Annotated in this window: 22 protein-coding genes; 6 read left to right on the top strand and 16 right to left on the bottom strand. The window is 27.7% G+C overall.

The window, feature by feature from the left end; genetic code table 11:
* Window positions 1-12: 12 nt before the first annotated feature.
* From ACTTBO_RS03400 to ACTTBO_RS03365, 8 genes are read right to left on the bottom strand one after another with little or no spacing between them, the layout of a single operon-like run.
* The gene (locus tag ACTTBO_RS03400; protein WP_075506524.1) at window positions 13-345 is read right to left on the bottom strand and encodes a HesB/IscA family protein; all 333 of its coding nucleotides are present in this window, start codon (window positions 343-345) and stop codon (window positions 13-15) included.
* On the bottom strand, window positions 345-644 hold the full coding sequence (locus ACTTBO_RS03395; RefSeq protein ID WP_075506523.1) for an SUF system Fe-S cluster assembly protein: 300 nt from the start codon (window positions 642-644) through the stop codon (window positions 345-347). The genes ACTTBO_RS03400 and ACTTBO_RS03395 overlap by 1 nt, the downstream gene beginning before the upstream one ends.
* A 2-nt stretch (window positions 645-646) precedes the next feature.
* Window positions 647-1,111: a Fe-S cluster assembly sulfur transfer protein SufU gene (gene sufU, locus ACTTBO_RS03390; protein ID WP_440656407.1), complete on the bottom strand. Its 465-nt coding sequence runs from the start codon at window positions 1,109-1,111 to the stop codon at window positions 647-649.
* Window positions 1,108-2,328: an aminotransferase class V-fold PLP-dependent enzyme gene (locus tag ACTTBO_RS03385; RefSeq protein WP_440656406.1), complete on the bottom strand. Its 1,221-nt coding sequence runs from the start codon at window positions 2,326-2,328 to the stop codon at window positions 1,108-1,110. Before ACTTBO_RS03385 ends, sufU begins: the two co-directional genes overlap by 4 nt.
* Window positions 2,325-3,563 carry a Fe-S cluster assembly protein SufD gene (sufD, locus tag ACTTBO_RS03380; RefSeq protein ID WP_440656405.1) on the bottom strand — a complete coding sequence of 413 codons (1,239 nt, stop codon included), beginning with the start codon at window positions 3,561-3,563 and terminating at the stop codon, window positions 2,325-2,327. The genes ACTTBO_RS03385 and sufD overlap by 4 nt, the downstream gene beginning before the upstream one ends.
* On the bottom strand, window positions 3,563-4,297 hold the full coding sequence (gene sufC, locus ACTTBO_RS03375) for a Fe-S cluster assembly ATPase SufC (RefSeq protein ID WP_440618646.1): 735 nt from the start codon (window positions 4,295-4,297) through the stop codon (window positions 3,563-3,565). The genes sufD and sufC overlap by 1 nt, the downstream gene beginning before the upstream one ends.
* Window positions 4,298-5,740, bottom strand: a complete 1,443-nt coding sequence (gene sufB / locus ACTTBO_RS03370; protein ID WP_262589522.1) for a Fe-S cluster assembly protein SufB — start codon at window positions 5,738-5,740, stop codon at window positions 4,298-4,300.
* 1 nt (window position 5,741) lies between these two features.
* Complete coding sequence (locus ACTTBO_RS03365; RefSeq protein WP_440614619.1) at window positions 5,742-6,167, bottom strand: Rrf2 family transcriptional regulator; 426 nt, start codon at window positions 6,165-6,167, stop codon at window positions 5,742-5,744.
* Between the two features lie 148 nt (window positions 6,168-6,315).
* Between ACTTBO_RS03365 and ACTTBO_RS03360 the strand changes: the two genes are divergently transcribed.
* Window positions 6,316-6,960, top strand: coding sequence for an alpha/beta hydrolase (locus ACTTBO_RS03360; RefSeq protein ID WP_440619478.1), 645 nt, complete (start codon window positions 6,316-6,318; stop codon window positions 6,958-6,960).
* On the opposite strand, the gene ACTTBO_RS03355 is transcribed toward ACTTBO_RS03360, so the two are convergent.
* The gene (locus tag ACTTBO_RS03355; protein WP_440656404.1) at window positions 6,957-8,096 is read right to left on the bottom strand and encodes an anhydro-N-acetylmuramic acid kinase; all 1,140 of its coding nucleotides are present in this window, start codon (window positions 8,094-8,096) and stop codon (window positions 6,957-6,959) included. The genes ACTTBO_RS03360 and ACTTBO_RS03355 overlap by 4 nt on opposite strands.
* A 45-nt stretch (window positions 8,097-8,141) precedes the next feature.
* Between ACTTBO_RS03355 and tyrS the strand changes: the two genes are divergently transcribed.
* On the top strand, window positions 8,142-9,371 hold the full coding sequence (gene tyrS, locus ACTTBO_RS03350) for a tyrosine--tRNA ligase (protein WP_440656403.1): 1,230 nt from the start codon (window positions 8,142-8,144) through the stop codon (window positions 9,369-9,371).
* On the opposite strand, the gene ACTTBO_RS03345 is transcribed toward tyrS, so the two are convergent.
* From ACTTBO_RS03345 to ACTTBO_RS03335, 3 genes are read right to left on the bottom strand one after another with little or no spacing between them, the layout of a single operon-like run.
* Entirely contained in the window at window positions 9,368-11,998 is a 2,631-nt protein-coding gene (locus ACTTBO_RS03345) for a hypothetical protein (RefSeq protein WP_440656402.1), read from the bottom strand. The genes tyrS and ACTTBO_RS03345 overlap by 4 nt on opposite strands.
* Window positions 11,995-13,053: a peptide chain release factor 2 gene (prfB, locus tag ACTTBO_RS03340; RefSeq protein WP_440657126.1), complete on the bottom strand. Its 1,059-nt coding sequence runs from the start codon at window positions 13,051-13,053 to the stop codon at window positions 11,995-11,997. Before prfB ends, ACTTBO_RS03345 begins: the two co-directional genes overlap by 4 nt.
* A 36-nt stretch (window positions 13,054-13,089) precedes the next feature.
* Window positions 13,090-15,426 (bottom strand): penicillin-binding protein 1A, encoded by a 2,337-nt coding sequence (locus ACTTBO_RS03335; protein WP_440656401.1) that lies wholly within the window; start codon window positions 15,424-15,426, stop codon window positions 13,090-13,092.
* Between the two features lie 97 nt (window positions 15,427-15,523).
* Here ACTTBO_RS03335 and ACTTBO_RS03330 point away from each other — a divergent pair, with 97 nt between their 5' ends.
* A complete protein-coding gene (locus ACTTBO_RS03330; protein WP_440656400.1) occupies window positions 15,524-17,332 on the top strand; it encodes an Rne/Rng family ribonuclease in 1,809 nt (602 codons plus the stop codon).
* On the opposite strand, the gene ACTTBO_RS03325 is transcribed toward ACTTBO_RS03330, so the two are convergent.
* Together ACTTBO_RS03325 and thiS are read right to left on the bottom strand one after the other, a co-directional pair.
* Window positions 17,325-18,098: a thiazole synthase gene (locus ACTTBO_RS03325; RefSeq protein WP_440656399.1), complete on the bottom strand. Its 774-nt coding sequence runs from the start codon at window positions 18,096-18,098 to the stop codon at window positions 17,325-17,327. The genes ACTTBO_RS03330 and ACTTBO_RS03325 overlap by 8 nt on opposite strands.
* Window position 18,099: 1 nt before the next feature.
* On the bottom strand, window positions 18,100-18,309 hold the full coding sequence (gene thiS / locus ACTTBO_RS03320; RefSeq protein WP_440656398.1) for a sulfur carrier protein ThiS: 210 nt from the start codon (window positions 18,307-18,309) through the stop codon (window positions 18,100-18,102).
* A gap of 16 nt (window positions 18,310-18,325) precedes the next feature.
* Between thiS and aroQ the strand changes: the two genes are divergently transcribed.
* The 3 genes from aroQ to accC are packed head-to-tail and all read left to right on the top strand — an operon-like array spanning window position 18,326 to window position 20,537.
* The gene (gene aroQ / locus ACTTBO_RS03315; protein WP_440656397.1) at window positions 18,326-18,775 is read left to right on the top strand and encodes a type II 3-dehydroquinate dehydratase; all 450 of its coding nucleotides are present in this window, start codon (window positions 18,326-18,328) and stop codon (window positions 18,773-18,775) included.
* On the top strand, window positions 18,762-19,196 hold the full coding sequence (locus ACTTBO_RS03310; RefSeq protein WP_440656396.1) for an acetyl-CoA carboxylase biotin carboxyl carrier protein: 435 nt from the start codon (window positions 18,762-18,764) through the stop codon (window positions 19,194-19,196). Before aroQ ends, ACTTBO_RS03310 begins: the two co-directional genes overlap by 14 nt.
* Window positions 19,197-19,199: 3 nt before the next feature.
* Entirely contained in the window at window positions 19,200-20,537 is a 1,338-nt protein-coding gene (gene accC / locus ACTTBO_RS03305) for an acetyl-CoA carboxylase biotin carboxylase subunit (protein WP_440656395.1), read from the top strand.
* On the opposite strand, the gene ACTTBO_RS03300 is transcribed toward accC, so the two are convergent.
* Together ACTTBO_RS03300 and ACTTBO_RS03295 are read right to left on the bottom strand one after the other, a co-directional pair.
* Window positions 20,534-20,935 (bottom strand): DUF2155 domain-containing protein, encoded by a 402-nt coding sequence (locus tag ACTTBO_RS03300; RefSeq protein ID WP_440656394.1) that lies wholly within the window; start codon window positions 20,933-20,935, stop codon window positions 20,534-20,536. The two genes, accC and ACTTBO_RS03300, sit on opposite strands and share 4 nt — an antisense overlap.
* Window positions 20,898-21,257 (bottom strand): NADH-ubiquinone oxidoreductase subunit NDUFA12 family protein, encoded by a 360-nt coding sequence (locus tag ACTTBO_RS03295; protein WP_440656393.1) that lies wholly within the window; start codon window positions 21,255-21,257, stop codon window positions 20,898-20,900. Before ACTTBO_RS03295 ends, ACTTBO_RS03300 begins: the two co-directional genes overlap by 38 nt.
* Window positions 21,258-21,361 lie beyond the last annotated feature (104 nt).

Raw genomic sequence — 21,361 nt, 5'->3', positions numbered from 1 at the left:
ATTCAACTTTTGCTAGATTTTAAAGGATTCCCCGCATCCACATCTTTCTGTTTCGTTAGGATTATTGAATACAAACGAAGAAGATAGCTCTTCTTTTTTGTAATCCATTTCTGTTCCAAGCAAATACATAATAGCTGCAGAATCAACAAACACTTTCACACCTTTTTCCTCAATGACTTCATCATTTGGATTTACTTCTTTGGTATACTCCATGACGTAAGACATACCAGCACAACCTCCTGATTTAACTGAAACTCTTACACCTAAAGAGTCTTTTTCTGCATTAGACATAATTTCTTTAATTCTTTCCGCAGCATTATCACTTAATTTAATAATTGGATTCATTATAAATTTAACTCCAGTTTTGCAGCTTCTGACATCATGTCTTTATTCCAAGGTGGGTCCCAAACTAATTCAAGATCAACGTCCTCAATACCCTCAACTTGCATTGCGCCATCTTTAACTTCTTTAGGTAAACTTTCAGCAACTGGACAATTAGGAGTGGTCAAAGTCATTTTAATTTTTGCAAATTTATCATCCTCAACTTTTATATCATAAATCAAACCTAGTTCATAAATATTCACTGGTAACTCTGGATCGTAAATTTTTCTAATTTCTTCAATAATTTGATCTTTTTTCGACATAATTAATTTTCTGTTTTAACCTCATCAGTTTTATTATCAAAAGCTGAGACTAGTGTATGCCAAGATAGTGTGGCACACTTTACTCTCATTGGATATTGTTTTACTCCAGATAAGCACATTAGTTTTGTTTTTTCATCTTCTTTAAGATTTTCTGATTTAAGCTCAGGATTTTCTTTAATCATACCCAAAAAATCTTCAATAATTTCTTTTGCTTCATACTCATTTTTGCCTTTAATTAAATCGGTCATTATTGATGCAGAAGCCATAGAAATTGCACAACCACTACCTTCAAATGAAATATCTTCTACAATTCTTTGACCATTTAATTTTAAATAGACATGAACGTTATCACCACAAAGTGGATTGTTGCCTTTGGCATCTTTATTAAAATCTTCTGTCTTACGAAGATTTCTTGGATTTTTTCCATGCTCTAAAATTATTTCTTGATATAATTCTTTTAAATTCATTTTAAATTAAATATTTTCTTACACTTATTTATTGCATCATTAAGTTTATCTAAATCTTCTTTGGTATTATATATTCCAACGGAAGCTCGTGCACTCGCTGGTATATTAAGTTTGTCATGTAAAATTTGACAGCAATGATGACCAGCTCTTATTGCAACTCCGTCTTCATCTAAAATTGTTGCGATATCATGAGGATGTACACCTTCTAAAGTGAAAGACAAAACTCCACCTTTATTTTTCGGATTTCCAACTAATTTTACTGAATTATTTTTTTTTAATAATTCCTGGCCATACTCAACTAATTCCGCTTCATGTTTCATAACATTTTCAATACCTATGCTCTCCAGAAATTTAATTGATTGATCAAAAGCAATAACTTGCGCTGTAGCCATAGTTCCAGCTTCATATTTATTAGGTAATTCACCGTAGGTAATTCTATCTTTTTTAACCTCTCTAATCATTCCGCCACCACCTTGATAAGGAGGAAGTTCATCCAACCACTTTTTCTTACCATAAAGAACCCCTAATCCTGTAGGGCCATACATTTTATGACAAGAAATTGCATAAAAATCACAATCTAAGTCTTGCATATCTAGCTTTAAATGAGGAGCTCCTTGGCAACCATCTACGACAACTATTATTCCTTTTGAATGTGCTAAATCAGTAATTTCTTTTACTGGTAATATTGCTCCAGTCACATTTGATAAATGAGTAATTGAAATAACTTTTGTATTAGGAGTGATTTTCTTTTCAATTTCTTCTAGTGTAATTTCTCCCTCTTCGTTTATTTCAGCAAAATTTATCTTTATATTTTTTGATTTTCTTAAAAAATGCCAAGGTACATAATTTGAGTGATGTTCTAATTCGGTAATTAATATTTCATCACCTTCGTTCAAATGATTTTGACCCAATGTGTTTGCAACAAGGTTTAATGCTTCAGTAGCACCTTTGGTAAATACTATTTCATTTTTATCTTTAGCATTAATATATTTTTGTACAGATGTTCTTGTATTTTCATATAAATTTGTTGCAGCAACCGCAAGATAATGAACACTTCTTCCAACATTAGAAAATTGTTTAGTATAAAATTCATTAATTCTATCTACCACTACTTTTGGTTTTTGTGATGAATTTGCACTATCCAAGTATACTAAATCATTATTTTGGATTTTCTTATCAAATATTGGAAATTCTTTTTTAACTTGATCTATATTCATACATTTATACCTGATAATTTTTTAACTAATTTTTTTACATCTTCATTAGAAATTTTTTCAATTACCTCGTTAAGAAAACCATTTGTTAATAATTTTTTTGACTCTGAATAACTGAGACCTCTTGACATTAAATAAAAAATTGAATTTTCATCAATATTTCCTGATGTAGATCCATGTGAACATTTAACATCGTCCGCATATATTTCTAATTCTGGTTTCGCATTAAATTCAACGCTTTCATTTAACAATAAAGCTCTACTTAATTGGTATCCATCTGTTTTTTGTGCTTCAGGACTTACAAAAATTTTACCTTGATAAATACCTTTTGATTTATCATTCAATACACTTTTAATTAATTGATAACTTTTACAATTTTCTTTTTTATGATTAATTACAGTTTTTATTTCATGATGTTTTTCATTTTCTAAATTGATAATTCCATTTAATGCAATAGAACCATATTCATCATCTAGATTGCAATTGATATCTTGTTTAATAAATTTAGAACCTTCTGATAAAATAAAATATTCTAAATGACTATTTTTAGATAAATTAATATCTTTGTTGAAATACTTTATATTTTCCGAAGTATTTGAATCTAGGCTATAATTTTTTAAAATTGAATTATCTCCAATCTTAATTTTTTGTCTAAAATTAATGAAATTTTTTTCAGAATTTTCATTTAAAAAATTAACTACACACAATGAACTGTCATCTTCTAAATTAATATCTACTCTAGAATTAATTGCAGAAGACTTTAAACCATCGCTCAAATAATTAAATAAAATCAATGGTTTTTTAACATTGTAGCCTTTTTTAATAGTAATTTTCGAGTTACTGGCAAGAAAGGCTGAATTCAAATTTAAAAGAGTATTTTGATAAATAGTATCATCTAAGTCTAAGTTCTGATCAACTAAGATTTTATCTTTGTCTTCGTGTTTAAAATCAAAATCATATAATTTTCCATCAACAAAAGTTATTTTATTATGTTCAAAATCTAGTGGAAAATCTTTTTCTTCAAAAACTATTTTTTGATCAACAAAAAAGTTTAAACTGTCAAAATTTTTTGAAATTATTTGATTTATATCTGAAAATTTCCAATCCTCATTTCTTTTATTAGGTAAACCTTTCTCAAAATAATTATTAAAATTTTCCTTTTTAATTTTTTTCTGACTATGAGAAAAATTATTTAGACTAATAATTTTATCAAAACTTAATTTAAGTTCATTTTGCATTAATTAAAATCCTCATAACCTACTTTTTCTAATTCTTTTGCTAATTCAAAATCACCTGATTTTATAATTTGTCCATTTTTAAGAACATGAACAAAATCAGGTTTGATATAATCTAATAATCTTTGATAGTGAGTTATTATTAAAAAAGAATTGTTTTTATTTCTTAGTGAATTAACTCCTTCTGAAACTATCCTTAAAGCATCTATATCTAATCCTGAATCTGTTTCATCTAGAATTGATAATTTTGGATTTAAGATAGACATTTGTAAAATTTCATTTTTTTTCTTTTCTCCACCTGAAAATCCAACATTAAGTTGTCGGTTTAAAATTTTTTCATCAAATTTAAGCTCTGCAGATTTTTCTTTTATTAATTTTAAAAACTCAATTGCATCTAGTTCTTTTTCGCCTCTAGCTTTTTTAATTGCATTTATTGAAGTTTTTAAAAAAGTATTTGTATTAACACCTGGTATTTCCATTGGATATTGGAACGCTAAAAAAATTCCTTTATGAGCTCTTTCTTCTGTTTCTAATTCTAATAAGTTTTCTCCATCAAATGTAACTTTACCATTTATTTCGTAACCTTTTTTGCCTGATAAAATATTTGATAATGTGCTTTTTCCAGATCCATTTGGACCCATAATTGCATGAACTTCTCCTGGTTTAATATCTAAATTTAAACCTTTTAATATTTCTTTTTCATCAATCTTTGCTTTAAGATTTTCTATTGATAACATCTATCCAACACTCCCCTCTAAACTAATACCTACAAGTTTTTGTGCTTCTACTGCAAATTCCATTGGTAACTGCTGCAGAACTTCTTTGCAAAAACCGTTTACAATTAAACTAACTGCTTCTTCTTGATTTAATCCTCTTTGATTACAGTAATATAGTTGTTCATCGCTAATTTTTGATGTTGTTGCTTCATGTTCTATATTTGATTTAAGATTTTTGTTCTTGATATAAGGAATTGTATGAGCTCCACATTTGTTACCCATTAGTAAAGAGTCACATTGAGTAAAGTTTCTAGAATTATCGGCTTTTGATGATATATCTACCAATCCTCTGTACATCATATCTGATTTACCTGCTGAAATTCCTTTTGAAATTATTTTGCTTTTTGTATTTTTTCCTAAGTGTATCATTTTAGTACCTGTGTCAGCTTTTTGATGATTGTTTGTAATCGCTATAGAATAAAACTCACCTACTGAATTATCACCTTTCAAAATACAACTTGGATATTTCCAAGTAATTGCTGAACCAGTTTCTACTTGGGTCCAAGAAATTTTAGAATTTTTACCTTTGCATAATCCTCTTTTAGTAACAAAATTATATATTCCACCTTTTCCATCCTTATCTCCTGGATACCAATTTTGAACTGTTGAATATTTTATTTCTGCATCGTCAAGAGCAATTAATTCAACATTAGCTGCATGCAATTGATTTTCATCTCTCATTGGAGCTGTACATCCTTCTAGGTAGCTTACATAACTTCCTTTATCAGCTATGATTAATGTTCTTTCAAATTGTCCTGTTTCTGATGCATTGATCCTAAAGTAAGTAGACAATTCCATAGGACATTTAACATTTTCTGGAATGTATACAAATGAGCCATCAGTAAAGACTGCAGAATTAAGAGTTGCAAAAAAATGATCAGTTGTAGGAATAACTGATCCAAGATATTTTTTAACTAATTCAGGATGTTTTTGAATAGCTTCAGACATCGAGCAAAATATAATTCCTTGCTTAGTAAGTTCTTCTTTAAATGTAGTTGCAACAGAAACAGAGTCGAAAACTGCATCCACAGCAATACCATTTAATCTTGCTTGCTCTTGAAGAGGAATTCCTAATTTTTTATATGTCTCTAATAATTTAGGATCAAGATCATCTAAACTTTTTGGTTTATCTTTCATGCTTTTGGGAGCTGAGTAGTAGTAAAGATCCTGATAATCTATTTTAGGATATTTTGGTTTCTGCCAATCAGGCTCTTTTAGTTGTTTAAATCTTTCAAAAGCTTTTAATCTAAAATCTAACATCCATTGAGGCTCTTTTTTAATATTGGAGATAAATTTTATTACATCCTCATTTAAACCCTTGGGTGCTTTTGTATTTTCTATATCTGTTGAAAAACCATATTTGTAATCTTTCAAACTATCTATTTCTTTCTGCCTACTATCCATACTATACTCTGTTCTCTTTATTATTTTTTAATAAGTCGTTTAAGCTTTTATTTTCAAAGAAAGTATTAATATGAACCTCAAGTTCATCCCATAGATTGTGTGTAATACATTTCGTAGCTTTACCGTTACAACCTTTTTTAGATTCTTTTTTACACTGAACAGTCTTAACTTTCTCATCTACTGCATTGAAAATATTTGTAAGTTTTATTTCACTAGGGTCTTTTGATAAAATGTAACCTCCTTGATTACCTCTAATACTTTTCACAATTTGGTTTTTTTTAAGTTTTGAAAAAATTTGCTCTAAAAAATCTAATGAAATTCCTTGTCTTAAAGAAATATCTCTTAATGATACAGGGTTGATATTATCAAACCTTGCTAGATCAACTAATGCCATTACGGCATATCTTCCTTTTGATGTTAGTTTCATTTTTACCCTTAAAATGTGGCTTTTTATACATACCCGACTAAAATGGTCAAGTTTATAAAGTAAAAAAAGACTACCATTTTGTCGCTCAGTTGTGATAAACGTACCTTTTTTTTGAGAACAATAATCAATTGCACATATGGATAATAAAATTTTAGAAATTTTCATACCTGGACCTGCTGGTAGATTAGAGGCTAAATATTATAAAAGTAAAAAAAACACTTCACCTATTGCATTAGTCCTACAGCCTCATCCGCAGTATGGGGGAACCATGAACAATAAAGTAGTTGTAGATACATTTCATACATTCATGGAAAATGATTTTTCTGTTTGCAGAGTAAACTTCAGAGGAGTTGGAAAAAGTGATGGAGAATTTGATAATGGTCAAGGTGAACTGGCAGATGCTGCAGCAGCACTAGATTGGTTGGAAAGAGAAAATTTTGATAATTCGCAATGTTGGGTTTCTGGATTTTCTTTTGGTTCTTTGATTGCAATGCAGCTGCTTATGAGAAGACCGGAAATAAATAGATTTATAGCCATATCTCCACAACCTAATGTCTATGATTTTTCTTTTTTATCTCCATGTCCAACATCTGGAATGGTTGTTTATGGAAAAAAAGATGAATTGGTGCCAGTAGAATATATTACTGAATTAGATAAAAGATTAAGCGCTCAAAAAGGTATCAAAGTTGAATTCCAAACAATAACTGAAGCAAATCATTTCTTTTCTAAAACTGATGACGCTTTAACAAAAACTTTGGATAAATATATAAAAAAAGAAACAGCTTTATACTAATAATTATTTGCTAACTTTCCTCCAATGACCGAAGCATTACATCTTGTAGTATTTGGGAAAGAAATTGGTAAATTTAATTTAGATCTGATAGCTAAATAAGCAAACGCTTGGGACTCGATATAATCTCCATTCAACTCAAAATTATCTATCATATCGAAATTATTCCTATTTAAATTTGAATTTCTAATAATTGATTCAATCAAAAATTTGTTCTTTCGACCTCCACCACAAAATAAATATTTGTTAGAATTATTTTTATTTAAAAATTTGATTCCTTCTGCAATCAAATATGCTGTAAATTCTGTAATTGTTGAACACCCGTCTTCTAAAGATAAACCTCTTGCAAAAGATATATCAAATTCTTTTACATCAAGTGATTTTGAATAAGTCTCAATTTTGAAATTATCTATTGCTTGATTTAGAATTAATTGATCAATTTTTCCAGATTTTGCAATTTTACCATCTTCATCAAAGGTTAAATTTGAATTATTCCTGATCCATTCATCTATTAAACAATTACCTGGGCCAATATCATAAGCAATTAAATCATTTTCTATATTATTGGATATGTAATTTATTAATGTAGCATTAGATATTCCTCCAATGTTAACAATGCAAATAGATTGAGCTGCATTATCTTTTTCTTTATTTAAAAAATTATTAACTAATAATCTGTGGTAAATTGGTGTTAGAGGTGCTCCTTGACCATTGTTATCAATATCTGCTTGTCTAAAATCGTAAATTACTGGTTTTTTTAATAATTGAGATAATAAATTTCCATCACCTAGTTGTTTAGTAATTTTAATTTGAGGGTTATGGAAAATCGTTTGACCATGAAAACCTATAAGATCAATTTCATTTTTTATTGCTATTTTGCTGATCTTTTCAGCATGAAAAATAGTTAAAGCTCTCTCTAAATCACTCAATTCCTTTGAATATTTTGTCAAATCTTCACTACTTTTAATTTTGTCTCTTAAGGTTGATAATTGCCTATAGAGATGAATATCGTACTCAAAGTATTGATCAAAAATTAGTTCTACCTCATCATATCCGTCAGATTTAATTATTGAAACATCGACTCCATCCATAGATGTGCCACTCATTAAGCCCATAGCTGAAAATAATTTTTTTTTCATTGATATTATTTTTAAAAAAAATTTGTATATAGTAACTATAGTCTTATGAATAAATTTTTAAAAGAATTTAAAGATAGAGGATATTTCTATCAATGTACTAGTGAAGCTGACTTATCTAATTTATTAGATAAAGGAAAAATTAAAGCTTATATTGGATTTGATTGCACTGCTGAAAGTTTGCATGTTGGTAGTTTGTTGCAAATCATGTGTTTGAGATTGTTACAAAAAAATGGTCACCGACCAATAGTATTATTGGGAGGTGGAACAACAAGAATAGGTGATCCCTCAGGAAAAGATAAAACAAGAAAAATTTTAGATGAAAATGAAATTGAAAAAAATATTAAAAACATTCAAAATATCTTAAAAAAATTTCTAGACAGTGACGATCCAAAAACTTCACCTATTTATGTCAATAATTATACCTGGCTTAAAGATTTAAATTATATTTCTTTTCTAAGAGATATAGGAAAACATTTTACGATCAATAGAATGCTTACATTTGATAGTGTAAAACTAAGATTAGAAAGAGAACAGTCACTTAGTTATATGGAATTTAATTACATGATACTCCAAGCCTATGATTTTTTAGAATTAAATAAAAAAGAAAATTGTGTTCTACAAATAGGTGGTTCTGATCAATGGGGAAACATTGTAAATGGTGTTGAACTTATTAAGAGATATTCTAATAACCAAACATATGGATTAACAACACCATTAATTACTTTAGCCACAGGTGCAAAAATGGGAAAGACTGAAAATGGTGCTATTTGGTTAGACGAAAAATATTTATCAGCTTATGACTATTGGCAATTTTGGAGAAATGTTGATGACAGAGATGTAATGAAATTTTTAAAAATGTTTACTGATATTGATATAAGTGAAATCAATACTTTAGAAGAAAAAAATATCAATGAATTAAAAATATTATTAGCTAACAAGGCAACAGCTATGTTGCATGGAGAGGATACTGCAAAAAATTCTGAACAAGCAGCAAAAGAAGCATTTTCTGGAAATTCTTTGGGCTCCAACTTACCAAGCGTTAAAATTGAAACAAAACAATTAGATAATAATGTCAATATAATTGATTTAATAATTTTATCTAAAGCAGAAAATTCAAAAAGTGAGATAAGAAGATTGATTAAAGGTAAAGCTATTAAGATTAATGATGCTATAGTTTCAGATGAAAAATTTATTATTAATCAGGAGCTATTTTCAGAAAATTATTTAAAGCTTTCTATAGGTAAAAAAAGGCACATTAAAATTGAATTAAGTTAGTTTCTTTTAATTTTTTCAAGAGTTCTAGTTATAAATCTTGGAGTTAATGTTTTTATTGGGTTTACTGAAGTTTCAAGATCTTTTGGTGGTCCTTTAATTTTAAAACTTACCCCAAAAACACCCTCTCCTGTTTTGTCACCAACTAAAATTTTACCTAATAATGGAATTTTGCTTATTGTTTTATTTATAGTTGTTGCTGGAACCAAAGTCCCTCTCAGACTTACCAATTTTTCTTCTTCCACATAACCACTCATTAATATCGAAATAGCTGGGCCAATTGCATAAAGTTCATCTATTGTCATAAGATTCTTTTGGTTATTGAATTTCATTTCAAACTCATCAAATCTTATTCCTTCTCCAGTTAAAATATCAGTAATTCCTTGTAGGGAAGCTAGTGTTAGAAGTTTTGTTAATGCTGGGACCTCTTTTAACTTAAAGTCATAAATTTTAAGATTTGATACGGATTTTTCATTTTTTTTTGTTGATATGAAATCTAAGTCTCCTTCATCAAATCCTTTTATAAATTTATATCTTTTCACCAATGGTTTTGCTTTAGATGAATAAAGTTTAGTTATTTTTTCACCGTTATTCTTTGTTTCAATAGAAAAAACTATATTTTTATTATTTTCAAAATTTGCAGATAAATTTGCATCTACTACTTCATTATCTTTAATAAAAATTAACCCTTGTAAATTTTTAACAAAATTAATTTCATCTATATAAACTTCATTCAAATTTAAGTTCAATTTAAAATTATTCTTAAAAATTTTATTTTCATTTTCCTTTTTACTTTCAAGTAAATTTGTTACTATTGAATTAGCATTCAAGAACAATCCATTTAACTTATAATCGTTTTGTTTTTGTCTTTGAATAATAAATTGATTATCTTTATTCTCAGTATCAATATAGTCAAAATCAATTTTATCAAATCTATCTATTAAATAATCTTTATCTAATATTAAATTATTAATCTTAATTTTATTTCTCTTATCTAAAATACTTATACTTTCAAAGTTTAAATTTTTTGAATTTTTTAATATTCCAGAAACTACTAAATTTGTTTTTTCATTTATATTTTTTTTATAATTTAAATTTTTAATTTCAAAATCTGTTTGATTTAAAATTAATTTTAAATCAAAATTGGTTTTTTCTTTATCATTAAGAACAAAGTAATTTATTTCATCATAGTTTTTACCAATTTTTATATTTCCATTACCTGAAAGAGTTAATGAACCATTTTTATATTTGATATTGAGTTTATGATTTTGAAGGTTAAGAAATTTTTTACTATAAGGGAAAAATTGTTTTAAGAATTCTTGATTTTTTAAATCAACACTTTTTAAATTAATTTCAGATATGAATTCAAAATCTTTATCATTTTTGTTGTAAAAATATTTAATATAATCAAAATCTTTATTAAGTTTTACTTTACCTTCACCTTTGAGGGTAAAATCTTTGTTTTTATACTTTAAATTTATTTTATGATTTTCAATATTTATTTGATCCTTAATAAGTGGAAAATATTCTTGGATAGTTTTTTGATTTTTTAATGTTCCTTTTTTAATATTTAAATTAGTTTCAAATTCGATGTTATTTTGATCTCTTTTAAAAGTATATTCAATTTTATTTGTTTTATTATCTAACTTAAATTCACCTGCACCATTAGCTATAAGAGCTTTGTTTTCATAAATTAATTTTAATTTATGATTATCTAATAAGATTTCACTATTTTGATTTGAAAAATAATTTGGAATTAAATTATTATTATAAATAACTTTTTTAAAATTTATGTCAGAGTCTAATTTTAAATTAGTTAATTTATATTTATTAGTTATTTCAAAATTAAAAATATTCTCAGAACTAAACTTGGTATTTTTTAAACTAAAGTTATTTAAATTTAATATATTAATTAAATTATCAGATAAAACTGCCTCGGAATTTTGAATTTTACCTTCAACATAATGATTATTATTCTTTTTTTTAACTTTTAATAATTTAGATGAAAAATTAATTTGATCTGATGCAAATTTAATATCTTCAAATAAATATTTGTCTTTTTCTATATTAAATAAAAAATTAATATTATTAAAATCTAGTCCATTAAAAAATTTAAATTTTCCATCTTTTAACAATCCTCTAATTTTATAATCATTTTTGATTTTTCCATTTTGATCTAAGTTAAGATTTAGATCTAAAATTACATGTCCTTTTTTAATGAAAGTTTCCAAAATTAATAATTCTGGTTTGTTACTTGTGGCTCTTATAAATTTTACAAAATCCTTTAATAATATTGACTTTGTTGCCACCTCAAAATTAGAGGAAACTAATTTATTTTTAAGAATAGAATCAAGTGATACTTGAGTTTTTATATATTCGAGCTCAAGTGGTCTATTTGCATAATAGATCTTTGCACCAATAGTTTTTGCATTTATTTTAAGTTTAAGTGGATCAAGAATTAATTTTACTTTTTTTAAAGATACATCCAAATTATTATTACTTTGAACAACTGTGTCTTTTATCTGCTGATTAAACTTGTCGGTTTCTATTCCAACAATGCTTAAATAAAATATTAGTGATATTAAAAATCCTAGTAATAATAAAAAGTATTTAAAAATATTTATTTTCATTTAATTTTATAAAGAGATTGTTCCAAAAAATCGTCTAATTCTCCATCAAGAATTTTATCTGGACTTGTGCTTTCAAAATTTGTTCTGTTATCTTTTACCAATCTATAAGGTTGCAAAACATATGATCTTATTTGATGCCCCCAACCAATTTCTGATTTACTGTTTTCTGAACTTTGATTCTCCTCTTCTCTTTTTTTAATTTCAAAATCGTACAATCTTGCTTTTAACATATTCATACAAGTTTCTTTATTTTTATGTTGCGATCTTTCATTTTGACATTGAACTACTATTTTTGATGGAATGTGAGTAATTCTTACAGCGCTATCAGTTGTATTTACATGCTGTCCACCTGCACCGCTTGATCTATAAGTATCTATTCTCAAATCTTTCTCTAAAATCTCAACATTTATATTTTCATCCACCACTGGGTAAATCCAGACACTTGCAAAACTTGTGTGCCTTCTTGCTCCTGAGTCAAATGGTGAAATTCTAACTAAACGATGAATACCCGATTCTTTTTTCAACCACCCAAATACATAATCACCTTCAATTTTTATTGTTGCTGATTTAATACCAGCTTCATCTCCTTTGTGTTCACTAATTAAATTTGATGTAAAACTTTTTTTATCAGACCACTTCAAATACATCCTTCTCAACATATCTGCCCAATCTTGACTTTCAGTGCCTCCAGCACCTGCGTGTATTTCAATATAACAATCTAATGAGTCTGCTTCGTCTGATAAAAAACATTTGATTTCGTTTTTTTTTACTTCTTTTTTTAAATCCTTAATATTTTGTAATGTTTCTTCCTGAACTGTCAGATTATTTTCCTCTAAAGCAAGCTCATTCAAATCATCAAAATCATTTAATTTTTGGATAGACTGATTTAAAGAATTTACTAGGTCTTCGTAGAGTTTTTTCTCTTTTATAACTTTTTTTGAATTATCTTTATCTTGCCAAAAATTGGCATCTAACATTTGAGAATTTAATTTTTCAAGTTTTGAGTAAATTTTATTGTTTTCAAAGATACTCCTTAATTCTTTGATTAATCTTATTTATTTCTTCTTTGTAATTTTGGTAATTGTTATCCATTAGTAAAACTTTAATATGTTGTTTATATCCATTCTATCAGAATTTGAATAAAGAACTTTGCCATCTACAACATTTTTCCTTTTAAAAACCTCAATTATTGTATTTTTGGATGTAAATTTAGCTTTCTGGCCTGTTGAGGGATCCACAACCATCATAATTGTATTTTTTGCAGCTTTAAATGGTCTGGCCTCAGACTTTTTAACAGAATTTTTTATAAAATTTTTAAATATAGGTAGAGCTGTTTTTGATCCTGTTTCAAATTTACCAAGTGGTGTTGGGCTATCCATTCCTACATAAACACCTACTAACAAGTTTGATGTAAAACCAATGAACCAGGTATCAGTATTATTATTCGTTGTTCCAGTTTTTCCTGCTATATTTAGTTGTAAATCTTTTAATTTTTTTGCGGTTCCTCTTTGAACCACCCCTTCAAGTATTGACGTCATTTGATATGCAGTTTCTTCCGAAAAAATTCGTGTAAATTTATTTTTTAACTCAGGATAATCGTCACTAAGATAGGATATTGCATCACAATTTACACAAGATCTCTTATCATTATTATAAATAGTATTTCCCTCACTATCTTGAATCCTGTCAATCAAAACAGGTTCAACAAGTTTTCCTCCATTAACAAAAACAGAATAAGCGGATGTAAGCTGCAACAAAGTAGTTTCAGCAGAACCTAAGGAAATTGACAAAAGTTCCTCAGGATTTTCATAAATTGAAAGTTTTTTTGAATAGTTAATAATTTTATCTAACCCTAAATCTTGAGCTATTCTAACTGTCATTAGATTTCTTGATTTCTCCAATCCAGTTCTAATTGTAGATGGACCATAAAATTTTTTTCCATAATTTTCTGGTTTCCATAACTTTAAATCATCTCCTTGATCTAAAACTAAGGGTGCATCCAAAACTAATGATGTAGGTGTATAATTATTTTCTAAAGCAAGAGCATAAACGAATGGTTTAAATGCAGATCCTGGTTGTCTTTTTGCTTGTGTTGCTCGATTAAACTCACTTTTTTTAAAACTAAAACCACCATTAAGAGCCAAAACTCTTCCCGTATAAGGATCCATTACAACAATTCCTCCATTTATTTTTGGCAATTGTTGTAAACTATACTTTTTATCTTTTATTTGTTTCACATAAATTATGTCACCAATTTTTAATAATTGGTTAAACTCTTTTTTTGTCCATGAAATATCTTTATATTCAATAACTCCATCATCTTTATCAATCGTTTCTACAATTGCTGAAAATTTATTTAATTTTTTTACAATTGCTAATTTCCAATTAATTGATTTTTCAAGTTTGTATTTATCTAAATCTTTGTACCAATTTGAATTGTAAGGTTTGTTAATTAGTGCTCCCCTCCAACCTTTTCTATGATCATAGGAAATTAATCCAGATCTTAGAGAATTAGTTGCAATTTTTTGTAAATCTAAATCTATTGGAGTATTGATATTTAGACCTTGTTTATAAACTTTATCGTATGTCAAACTTTCTATGACATTTTTTCTAACGTCTTCAATATAATATTGTGCATCTTCTAAGTATATTTTTTGTTTTTTCTTTAATTTAATTTCTTGATTACTTAATTTTTCTAACCACTCAGATGTAATATAATTATTTTCATATAAATTTTTTAAAACTAAATTTCTTCTAAATTTTGCTAAATCTTTATCTTTATAAGGATTGTATTTACTAGGCGCTTTAGGTAAAGCAGCTAACAATGCAGCTTCTGAATAATTAAGATCCCTTATAGATTTATCAAAATATTCTAAGCTTGCGGCAGCTACGCCATAGGCTCCACTACCAAGATAGATTTGATTTAAATAAAGTTCTAATATCCTTTCTTTTGATAATGCTCTCTCAATTCTAAATGCTAAAATTGCCTCTTTTATCTTTCTATTTAGGCTTACTTCATTTGTTAATAAAAAATTTTTTGCTACTTGTTGGGTAATGGTTGAGGCACCTTCTAATCTTTTAGAGGCCATTATATTTGAAATATTGTTTATAAATGCTCTTAGAACTCCTTTCGCATCAACACCGGGGTGAGAGAAAAAATTTTTATCTTCTGCAGATAAAAATGAATTAATTACATTTTTTGGTATAGCATTGTACGGAACAAAAACTCTTTTTTCTTTTGAAAAATCTGCAACCAATTCTCCATTTCTTGAATAAACTTTACTTGAAACTGGTGGCTTATAACTCTTAAGAAATTTATAATCTGGAATATCGTTGGAGTATTTCCATAAAATACTAAATATCAAAATACCCAATAATATTAAAATAGTGGAGGAAAATAACAGAATATTTTTGAATAATTTACTCATTTTATTTCCATTATATCTTGGAATTTGTTAAAGATAAGGCATCAGAGATAAACAAAATTTATTACAAAAAATTAATGAAGTTAACAATCAACATATTATGGAAAAAAATTTATATATCGATGCATCGCATCCAAATGAAACTAGAGTTGTTCTTAAATCAGGTGAAAATATTGAAGACTACGAGTACGAAGGTTTAAAAAACAATTTAATAAAAAATAATATATATTTAGGTAAGGTAAGTAGGATTGAACCTTCGCTTCAAGCAGCCTTTGTTGACTTTGGAAGAGAAAGACATGGATTTTTATCATTTAATGATATTCAGTCAGATTACTATCAAATACCAAAAGCGGACCTAGAAAAAATAAAAGAAGAAGAAGAAAAAGCAAGAGAAGAACTTTCAAAACAAGTTGAGGCAAAAGAAGAAGAAAATATTGCTGAAGGGAAACTTGAAATAGATGATCCAATAGATGAAAAAGTTGAAGATGTAGAAGCTGATAAAGAGGAAGTAGAGATAAAAGAAAATTCAGATACAGAAGAAAAAACTGAAAAAAAACCTGAAAAAAGATTCAAATTTAAAAGATACAAAATTCAAGAAGTAATCAAACCTAATCAAGTAATTCTTGTCCAAGTCATCAAAGACGAGAGAGGTCAAAAAGGTGCTGCACTAAGCACTTTTATTTCAATTGCAGGAAAATATATAGTGTTAATGCCAAACACACCTAAAGGTGGTGGAATTTCGAGAAAAATATTTAATCCTGCAGATAGAAAAAAAATTAGAACTATTTTAAATGAAATTGAAATTCCTAAAGAGATGGGTTTAATTGTAAGAACAGCAGGTAGCAACAAAACAAAAAACGAAATCAATAGTGACTTAACAACTCTTGTTAATACCTGGGTACAGATTAAAGATAATGCAATTAATTCTATAGCTCCCTCTTTAATTCATCAAGAAAGCGAAATTATTAAGAGAACTTTAAGAGATATGTACGACGATAGTACTAATCAAATTATTGTTGAAGGAAATGAAGGCTATAAAAAAGCGCAGTCATTTATGAAAACAATGATGCCATCAAGTGTAAAAAAAGTTAAAAAATATAGAGGAAAAATACCACTATTTATTGAGGAAAATATTGAGCAAAAATTAAATCAAATTTTTGACTCGGAAATTAAACTCAAATCTGGTGGATACTTGGTAATTAATCCTACAGAAGCGCTAGTGTCAATTGATATTAACTCAGGTAGCTCTATTAAAGGTAAAAATGTTGAGAGCACAGCGTTAGACACAAATATCGAAGCAGCAGAAGAAATTGCAAGACAAATAAAAATTAGAGATTTGTCAGGATTAATAATTATAGACTTTATTGATATGCTTAGTTATGGAAACCGACGCTTAGTAGAGAGAAAACTTAAGGAAAAATGTAGATCAGACAGAGCAAGAATTCAAATTGGAAGAATAAGTAATTTTGGCCTTTTAGAGATGTCTAGACAAAGATTAAGAGAGAGTGCTGTAAAATGGAAGGTGACTTTGACAGATGAATCTTTTGCACAAAAATTGTTAAAAATTGTTGAACTAAAGGCTGTAATTAATAAAGCAAAATTTGTTGAAGTAAAAGTATGTGAAAAAGTTTCAGATTTTTTAAAAGAAAATTTTGTTAACGATTTAACTTATTTTGAAAAAAAGAATAAAATGACCATCGATATCATTAGCGACAATTCTTTAATAATACCAGAATATATTATTAATATTCAAAACAAATCAAAAAAAACAATTGAGCTTATTGAACATTATGAAAAATTAAAAAACTTAGAAACCCAAAATAAAGAAGATAAAATTTCTCAAAAAAAAGAAGTTAAAAAAATAAAAAAAAATTATAAAAAAAAGAAATATTATAAAAAAACTAAATAATACCTTTTAGTGGAGAAGAAGGGTTTCCCATTAAAGTTTTATCTATTCTTCCAGAGTTATATGATTGTCTTCCAGCAATAACAGCATTTTTAAATGCAAGAGCCATATCAAATGGTTTTTTTGCTTTTGCGATTGCAGTGTTTACCAATACTCCATCACAACCCAGCTCCATTGCAATTGTAGCATCTGAAGCTTGTCCAAGACCTGCATCAATTATCAATGGAAGTTTTGTTTGTTTCCTGATTATTTGAATATTAATTTTATTTTGTATTCCTAAACCTGACCCAATTGGTGCTGCTAGTGGCATTATCGCAGCAGCTCCAACATTTTCTAATCTTTTTGCCATTAATGGATCATCATTACAATAAACCATAACTTTAAATCCCTCTTTGGTAAGAACTTCGGTAGATTTTAATGTTTCAATCATATCTGGAAATAAATTTTCCTTATCTCCTAAAACTTCTAATTTAACTAATTTCCACCCACCTATTTCTCTTGCTAATCTTAAAGTTCTAAGAGCTTCTTTTGAATTAAAACAACCCGCTGTATTAGGTAAATAGGTAATCTTTTTTGGATCTATATAATCCATTAACAAAGGTTTGTTTTTATCAGAAATATTTACTCTTCTAACTGCAACAGTGACTATCTCTGCTCCTGATAATTTGATAGCTTTGGCACATTCAGACATAGTCTTGTACTTACCAGTACCAACAATTAATCTAGATTTAAATTTTTTTTTATCGATGATGAGATTATCTTTTTTCATGTTATCCTCCTCCTATAAAATGAACAATCTCAATTTTGTCGTTTTGTTTTAATTTAATTTTGTTAACAATTTTTTTATCTATTATTTCTTCATTAAGTTCAATTGCTACTTTTTTCAGAGGAATTTTAAGGTGTTTTATCAAATCTGAAAGTTTATTTGTTTCAGAAATTAATCTGTTTTTACCATTTACTTTGATTTTTATTTTTTTCATCGTATATAAAAGCTGAATGAATAATAAAATAATTATTATTAATGGTCCAAATCTTAATCTATTAGGTGAAAGAGAACAATCACAATATGGATCAGGTAACTATGAACAACTTAAAGAAAATTGTTTAAAAAAATCAAAAGAAATTGGGCTAGACTGTGAATTTATTCAATCGAATTTAGAAGGAGATTTAGTAAATACAATTCAAGATGCACGTAAAAATTATGATGGAATGATTATAAATGCTGCTGCATTTACACATACTTCAGTTGCAATAAGAGATGCACTTGAATTGTTCAAGAAACCAATAATCGAAATGCATATATCAAATATATATAAAAGAGAGGAATTTAGGCACAAATCACTTATTAGTGGAGTTGCAACAGGTGGGATTTTTGGATTAGGCACTGAAGGATATATTTTGGCCATAATTTCATTACAAAAGCTTTTACAAAATGAAAATAGATAAAAACGTAATTAAAGAACTTAGTAATTATTTAGATGAGTTTAATTTAACTGAAATAGAGATTACTGAAAAAGATACTAAAATTAAAGTTTCAAAAAATAACGTATCAATTAACAATCAAACTATTCCAGCATCTGTAAGCAATGCAAATTTAACTACTGCTTCTCAATCTACTGAAAGTATTAAATCTGGAACAGAAATTACATCTCCAATAATTGGAACTGCTTATCATGCACCAGAACCTGGAGCAAAAAAATTTGTTGAAGTTGGTAAAAAAATTAAAAAAGGTGACACAATAATGATTGTTGAAGCAATGAAGACAATGAACCATGTACCTTCTACCCATGACGGTGTCGTAAAAGAAATTTGTGTTGAAGATGGTCAGCCAGTTGAGTTTGGTCAAACAATTCTTATTTTAGAATAAATAATGTTTAAAAAAATTTTAATTGCAAACCGTGGGGAAATTGCAGTTAGAATTATAAGAGCATGCAAAGAATGGGGTATAGCAACTGTAGCTGTCCATTCAGATGTTGATAGAGAAAGCATGCATGTAAGAATGGCAGATGAAAGTGTCTGCATAGGTTCTCATCAACCAGCAAACAGTTATTTAAATATTCCCGCATTAATGTCTGCAATAGAACTGACTAATGCAGATGCTGTTCATCCAGGATATGGCTTCTTATCTGAAAATGCTAACTTTGCTAAAATTTTAGAGGAAAATAAAATTAAATTTATTGGTGCATCTTCCAAACACATTGAAATGATGGGAGATAAAATTCAAGCCAAAAGAATAGCTAAAGAAAATGGTTTACCTGTTATTGAAGGATCTGAAGGTGGTGTTAGGGATATTAATGAAGCAAAAGACCTTTGTAAAAAAATTGGTTTTCCTGTTCTGATTAAAGCCTCAGGTGGAGGTGGTGGAAAAGGTATGAAAATAGTACATAAAGAGGAAGAATTTGAAACTTTGTTTTCTACAGCTAAGTCAGAGGCACAAAAATACTTTGGTAACGACGAAGTGTATATTGAGAAATTCTTTCAAAATCCAAGACACATAGAAGTTCAAATACTCGCAGGAAAAAACAGAGTTGTACATTTGCATGAAAGGGATTGCTCTGTTCAAAGAAGACATCAAAAGCTTATTGAGGAAACCCCAAGTCCTGTTTTGAATGATGAAATTAGAAAAGATCTTTTTGAAAAAACTATAAAAATGGTCTCTAAAATTGGGTATATGGGTGCAGGAACAGTTGAGTTTATTTATGAAGATGGAAAGTTTTATTTTCTAGAAATGAATACAAGAGTTCAAGTAGAACACCCTGTTACAGAAATGGTAACAGGAGTAGATATTATTAAAGAACAAATATGGATAGCATTTTCTGAAGAAACAGCACTACAGCAAAGCGATATTAATCCAAGAGGTCATGCTATTGAATGCAGAATAAACGCTGAAGATGCCAGTAAAAATTTTCAACCTTCTCCAGGAGTTATAAGCATGTGCCACCAGCCATCTGGATTTAGAACAAGAGTAGATGGTGCTATATTCCAGGGTTATAAAGTCACTCCATATTATGACAGCATGGTTTGTAAGTTAATTTGTCATGGGCGAAACAGAACTGAAGCTATTCAAAGAATGAACCGATCTTTAGATGAATTTGTTATTGAAGGTATTACAACTACTATTCCACTTCACAAAAAATTGTTAAATCATAAAAAATTTATCAATTCAGATTTTAATGTAAGCTGGCTAGATAAAGATACTATAGTTTAATAACATTTTACTAGCCACACGTCGTAAATTGGATGATCAAATGGAGTTATTGAAGGACTTGATGAAAACATCCATCCATTAAAAACAAAAACTTCATCGTTGTTTTGATTCGATAAATCTCTTACTTGTATGTAAGCAGTAATTTCTGGATTATCATCAAATTCAGAATTTTTACATTTCAAACTTTGAATTGATAAGTCTTTAAATTTTAGCAATTGACCATTTTTAAGTTTTAATGAAGTATTTTTAGAACTAATTTTATCTAAAATCTTAATTTCTGTAAAAGAACCTTCAAGTTGACTTTTTGAATGTGAAATAGTTGTAAATAGAAAAAAGAGGATTGGTAAGTAAAGAAAAAAACTACTCTTTCCAACTAGAATATTTTTTTTTAACACCATCTTTATTTTTATTTGGATAATATGCTTCTTCAGTTCCTGTTAAGTTTGATTGATGAGGTTTTTGCCAGTCATATTTTTCAAGCTCATGTTTTTTTTCTATTTTATTAGGTGTAAAATGTATCCATGAATACCACTCAACTGGAATTTTTGATGCATCAATAACATCGGAATATATTACCCATCTCTTTCCTTTTTTATCTTCGTAATATTTGTTTCCAAACTGATCTGTTCCAGCAAGTTTTCCAAAAAAAATTGTTTTTAATCTTGTGCCAAAAGTATCTTGATTCCACCAAGTGAAAATTTTTTTAAAATGTGTCAACATGTTATTTTATTTTTTATTTCAATTATAAATTGTAAAAATTAAATTAGACTAAAATATGAATAAGTATATAAATTAAAAGAATCTATTTTCAAACTAATTTTAAA

This window comes from Candidatus Pelagibacter sp. HIMB1509 (genome assembly GCF_052047855.1).
Classification (GTDB): Bacteria; Pseudomonadota; Alphaproteobacteria; order Pelagibacterales; family Pelagibacteraceae; genus Pelagibacter.
The sequence above is the reverse complement of the archived record's forward strand: the minus strand, read 5'-3'. Positions and strand labels throughout refer to the sequence as shown.

Bases quoted from the DNA above. Each gene is read 5' to 3' on its own strand.
- ACTTBO_RS03400 (WP_075506524.1), bottom strand. From the start codon at position 345: ATGAATCCAATTATTAAATTAAGTGATAATGCTGCGGAAAGAATTAAA.
- ACTTBO_RS03395 (WP_075506523.1), bottom strand. From the start codon at position 644: ATGTCGAAAAAAGATCAAATTATTGAAGAAATTAGAAAAATTTACGAT.
- sufU (WP_440656407.1), bottom strand. From the start codon at position 1,111: ATGAATTTAAAAGAATTATATCAAGAAATAATTTTAGAGCATGGAAAA.
- ACTTBO_RS03385 (WP_440656406.1), bottom strand. From the start codon at position 2,328: ATGAATATAGATCAAGTTAAAAAAGAATTTCCAATATTTGATAAGAAA.
- sufD (WP_440656405.1), bottom strand. From the start codon at position 3,563: ATGCAAAATGAACTTAAATTAAGTTTTGATAAAATTATTAGTCTAAAT.
- sufC (WP_440618646.1), bottom strand. From the start codon at position 4,297: ATGTTATCAATAGAAAATCTTAAAGCAAAGATTGATGAAAAAGAAATA.
- sufB (WP_262589522.1), bottom strand. From the start codon at position 5,740: ATGGATAGTAGGCAGAAAGAAATAGATAGTTTGAAAGATTACAAATAT.
- ACTTBO_RS03365 (WP_440614619.1), bottom strand. From the start codon at position 6,167: ATGAAACTAACATCAAAAGGAAGATATGCCGTAATGGCATTAGTTGAT.
- ACTTBO_RS03355 (WP_440656404.1), bottom strand. From the start codon at position 8,096: ATGAAAAAAAAATTATTTTCAGCTATGGGCTTAATGAGTGGCACATCT.
- tyrS (WP_440656403.1), top strand. From the start codon at position 8,142: ATGAATAAATTTTTAAAAGAATTTAAAGATAGAGGATATTTCTATCAA.
- ACTTBO_RS03345 (WP_440656402.1), bottom strand. From the start codon at position 11,998: ATGAAAATAAATATTTTTAAATACTTTTTATTATTACTAGGATTTTTA.
- ACTTBO_RS03335 (WP_440656401.1), bottom strand. From the start codon at position 15,426: ATGAGTAAATTATTCAAAAATATTCTGTTATTTTCCTCCACTATTTTA.
- ACTTBO_RS03330 (WP_440656400.1), top strand. From the start codon at position 15,524: ATGGAAAAAAATTTATATATCGATGCATCGCATCCAAATGAAACTAGA.
- ACTTBO_RS03325 (WP_440656399.1), bottom strand. From the start codon at position 18,098: ATGAAAAAAGATAATCTCATCATCGATAAAAAAAAATTTAAATCTAGA.
- thiS (WP_440656398.1), bottom strand. From the start codon at position 18,309: ATGAAAAAAATAAAAATCAAAGTAAATGGTAAAAACAGATTAATTTCT.
- aroQ (WP_440656397.1), top strand. From the start codon at position 18,326: ATGAATAATAAAATAATTATTATTAATGGTCCAAATCTTAATCTATTA.
- ACTTBO_RS03310 (WP_440656396.1), top strand. From the start codon at position 18,762: ATGAAAATAGATAAAAACGTAATTAAAGAACTTAGTAATTATTTAGAT.
- accC (WP_440656395.1), top strand. From the start codon at position 19,200: ATGTTTAAAAAAATTTTAATTGCAAACCGTGGGGAAATTGCAGTTAGA.
- ACTTBO_RS03300 (WP_440656394.1), bottom strand. From the start codon at position 20,935: ATGGTGTTAAAAAAAAATATTCTAGTTGGAAAGAGTAGTTTTTTTCTT.
- ACTTBO_RS03295 (WP_440656393.1), bottom strand. From the start codon at position 21,257: ATGTTGACACATTTTAAAAAAATTTTCACTTGGTGGAATCAAGATACT.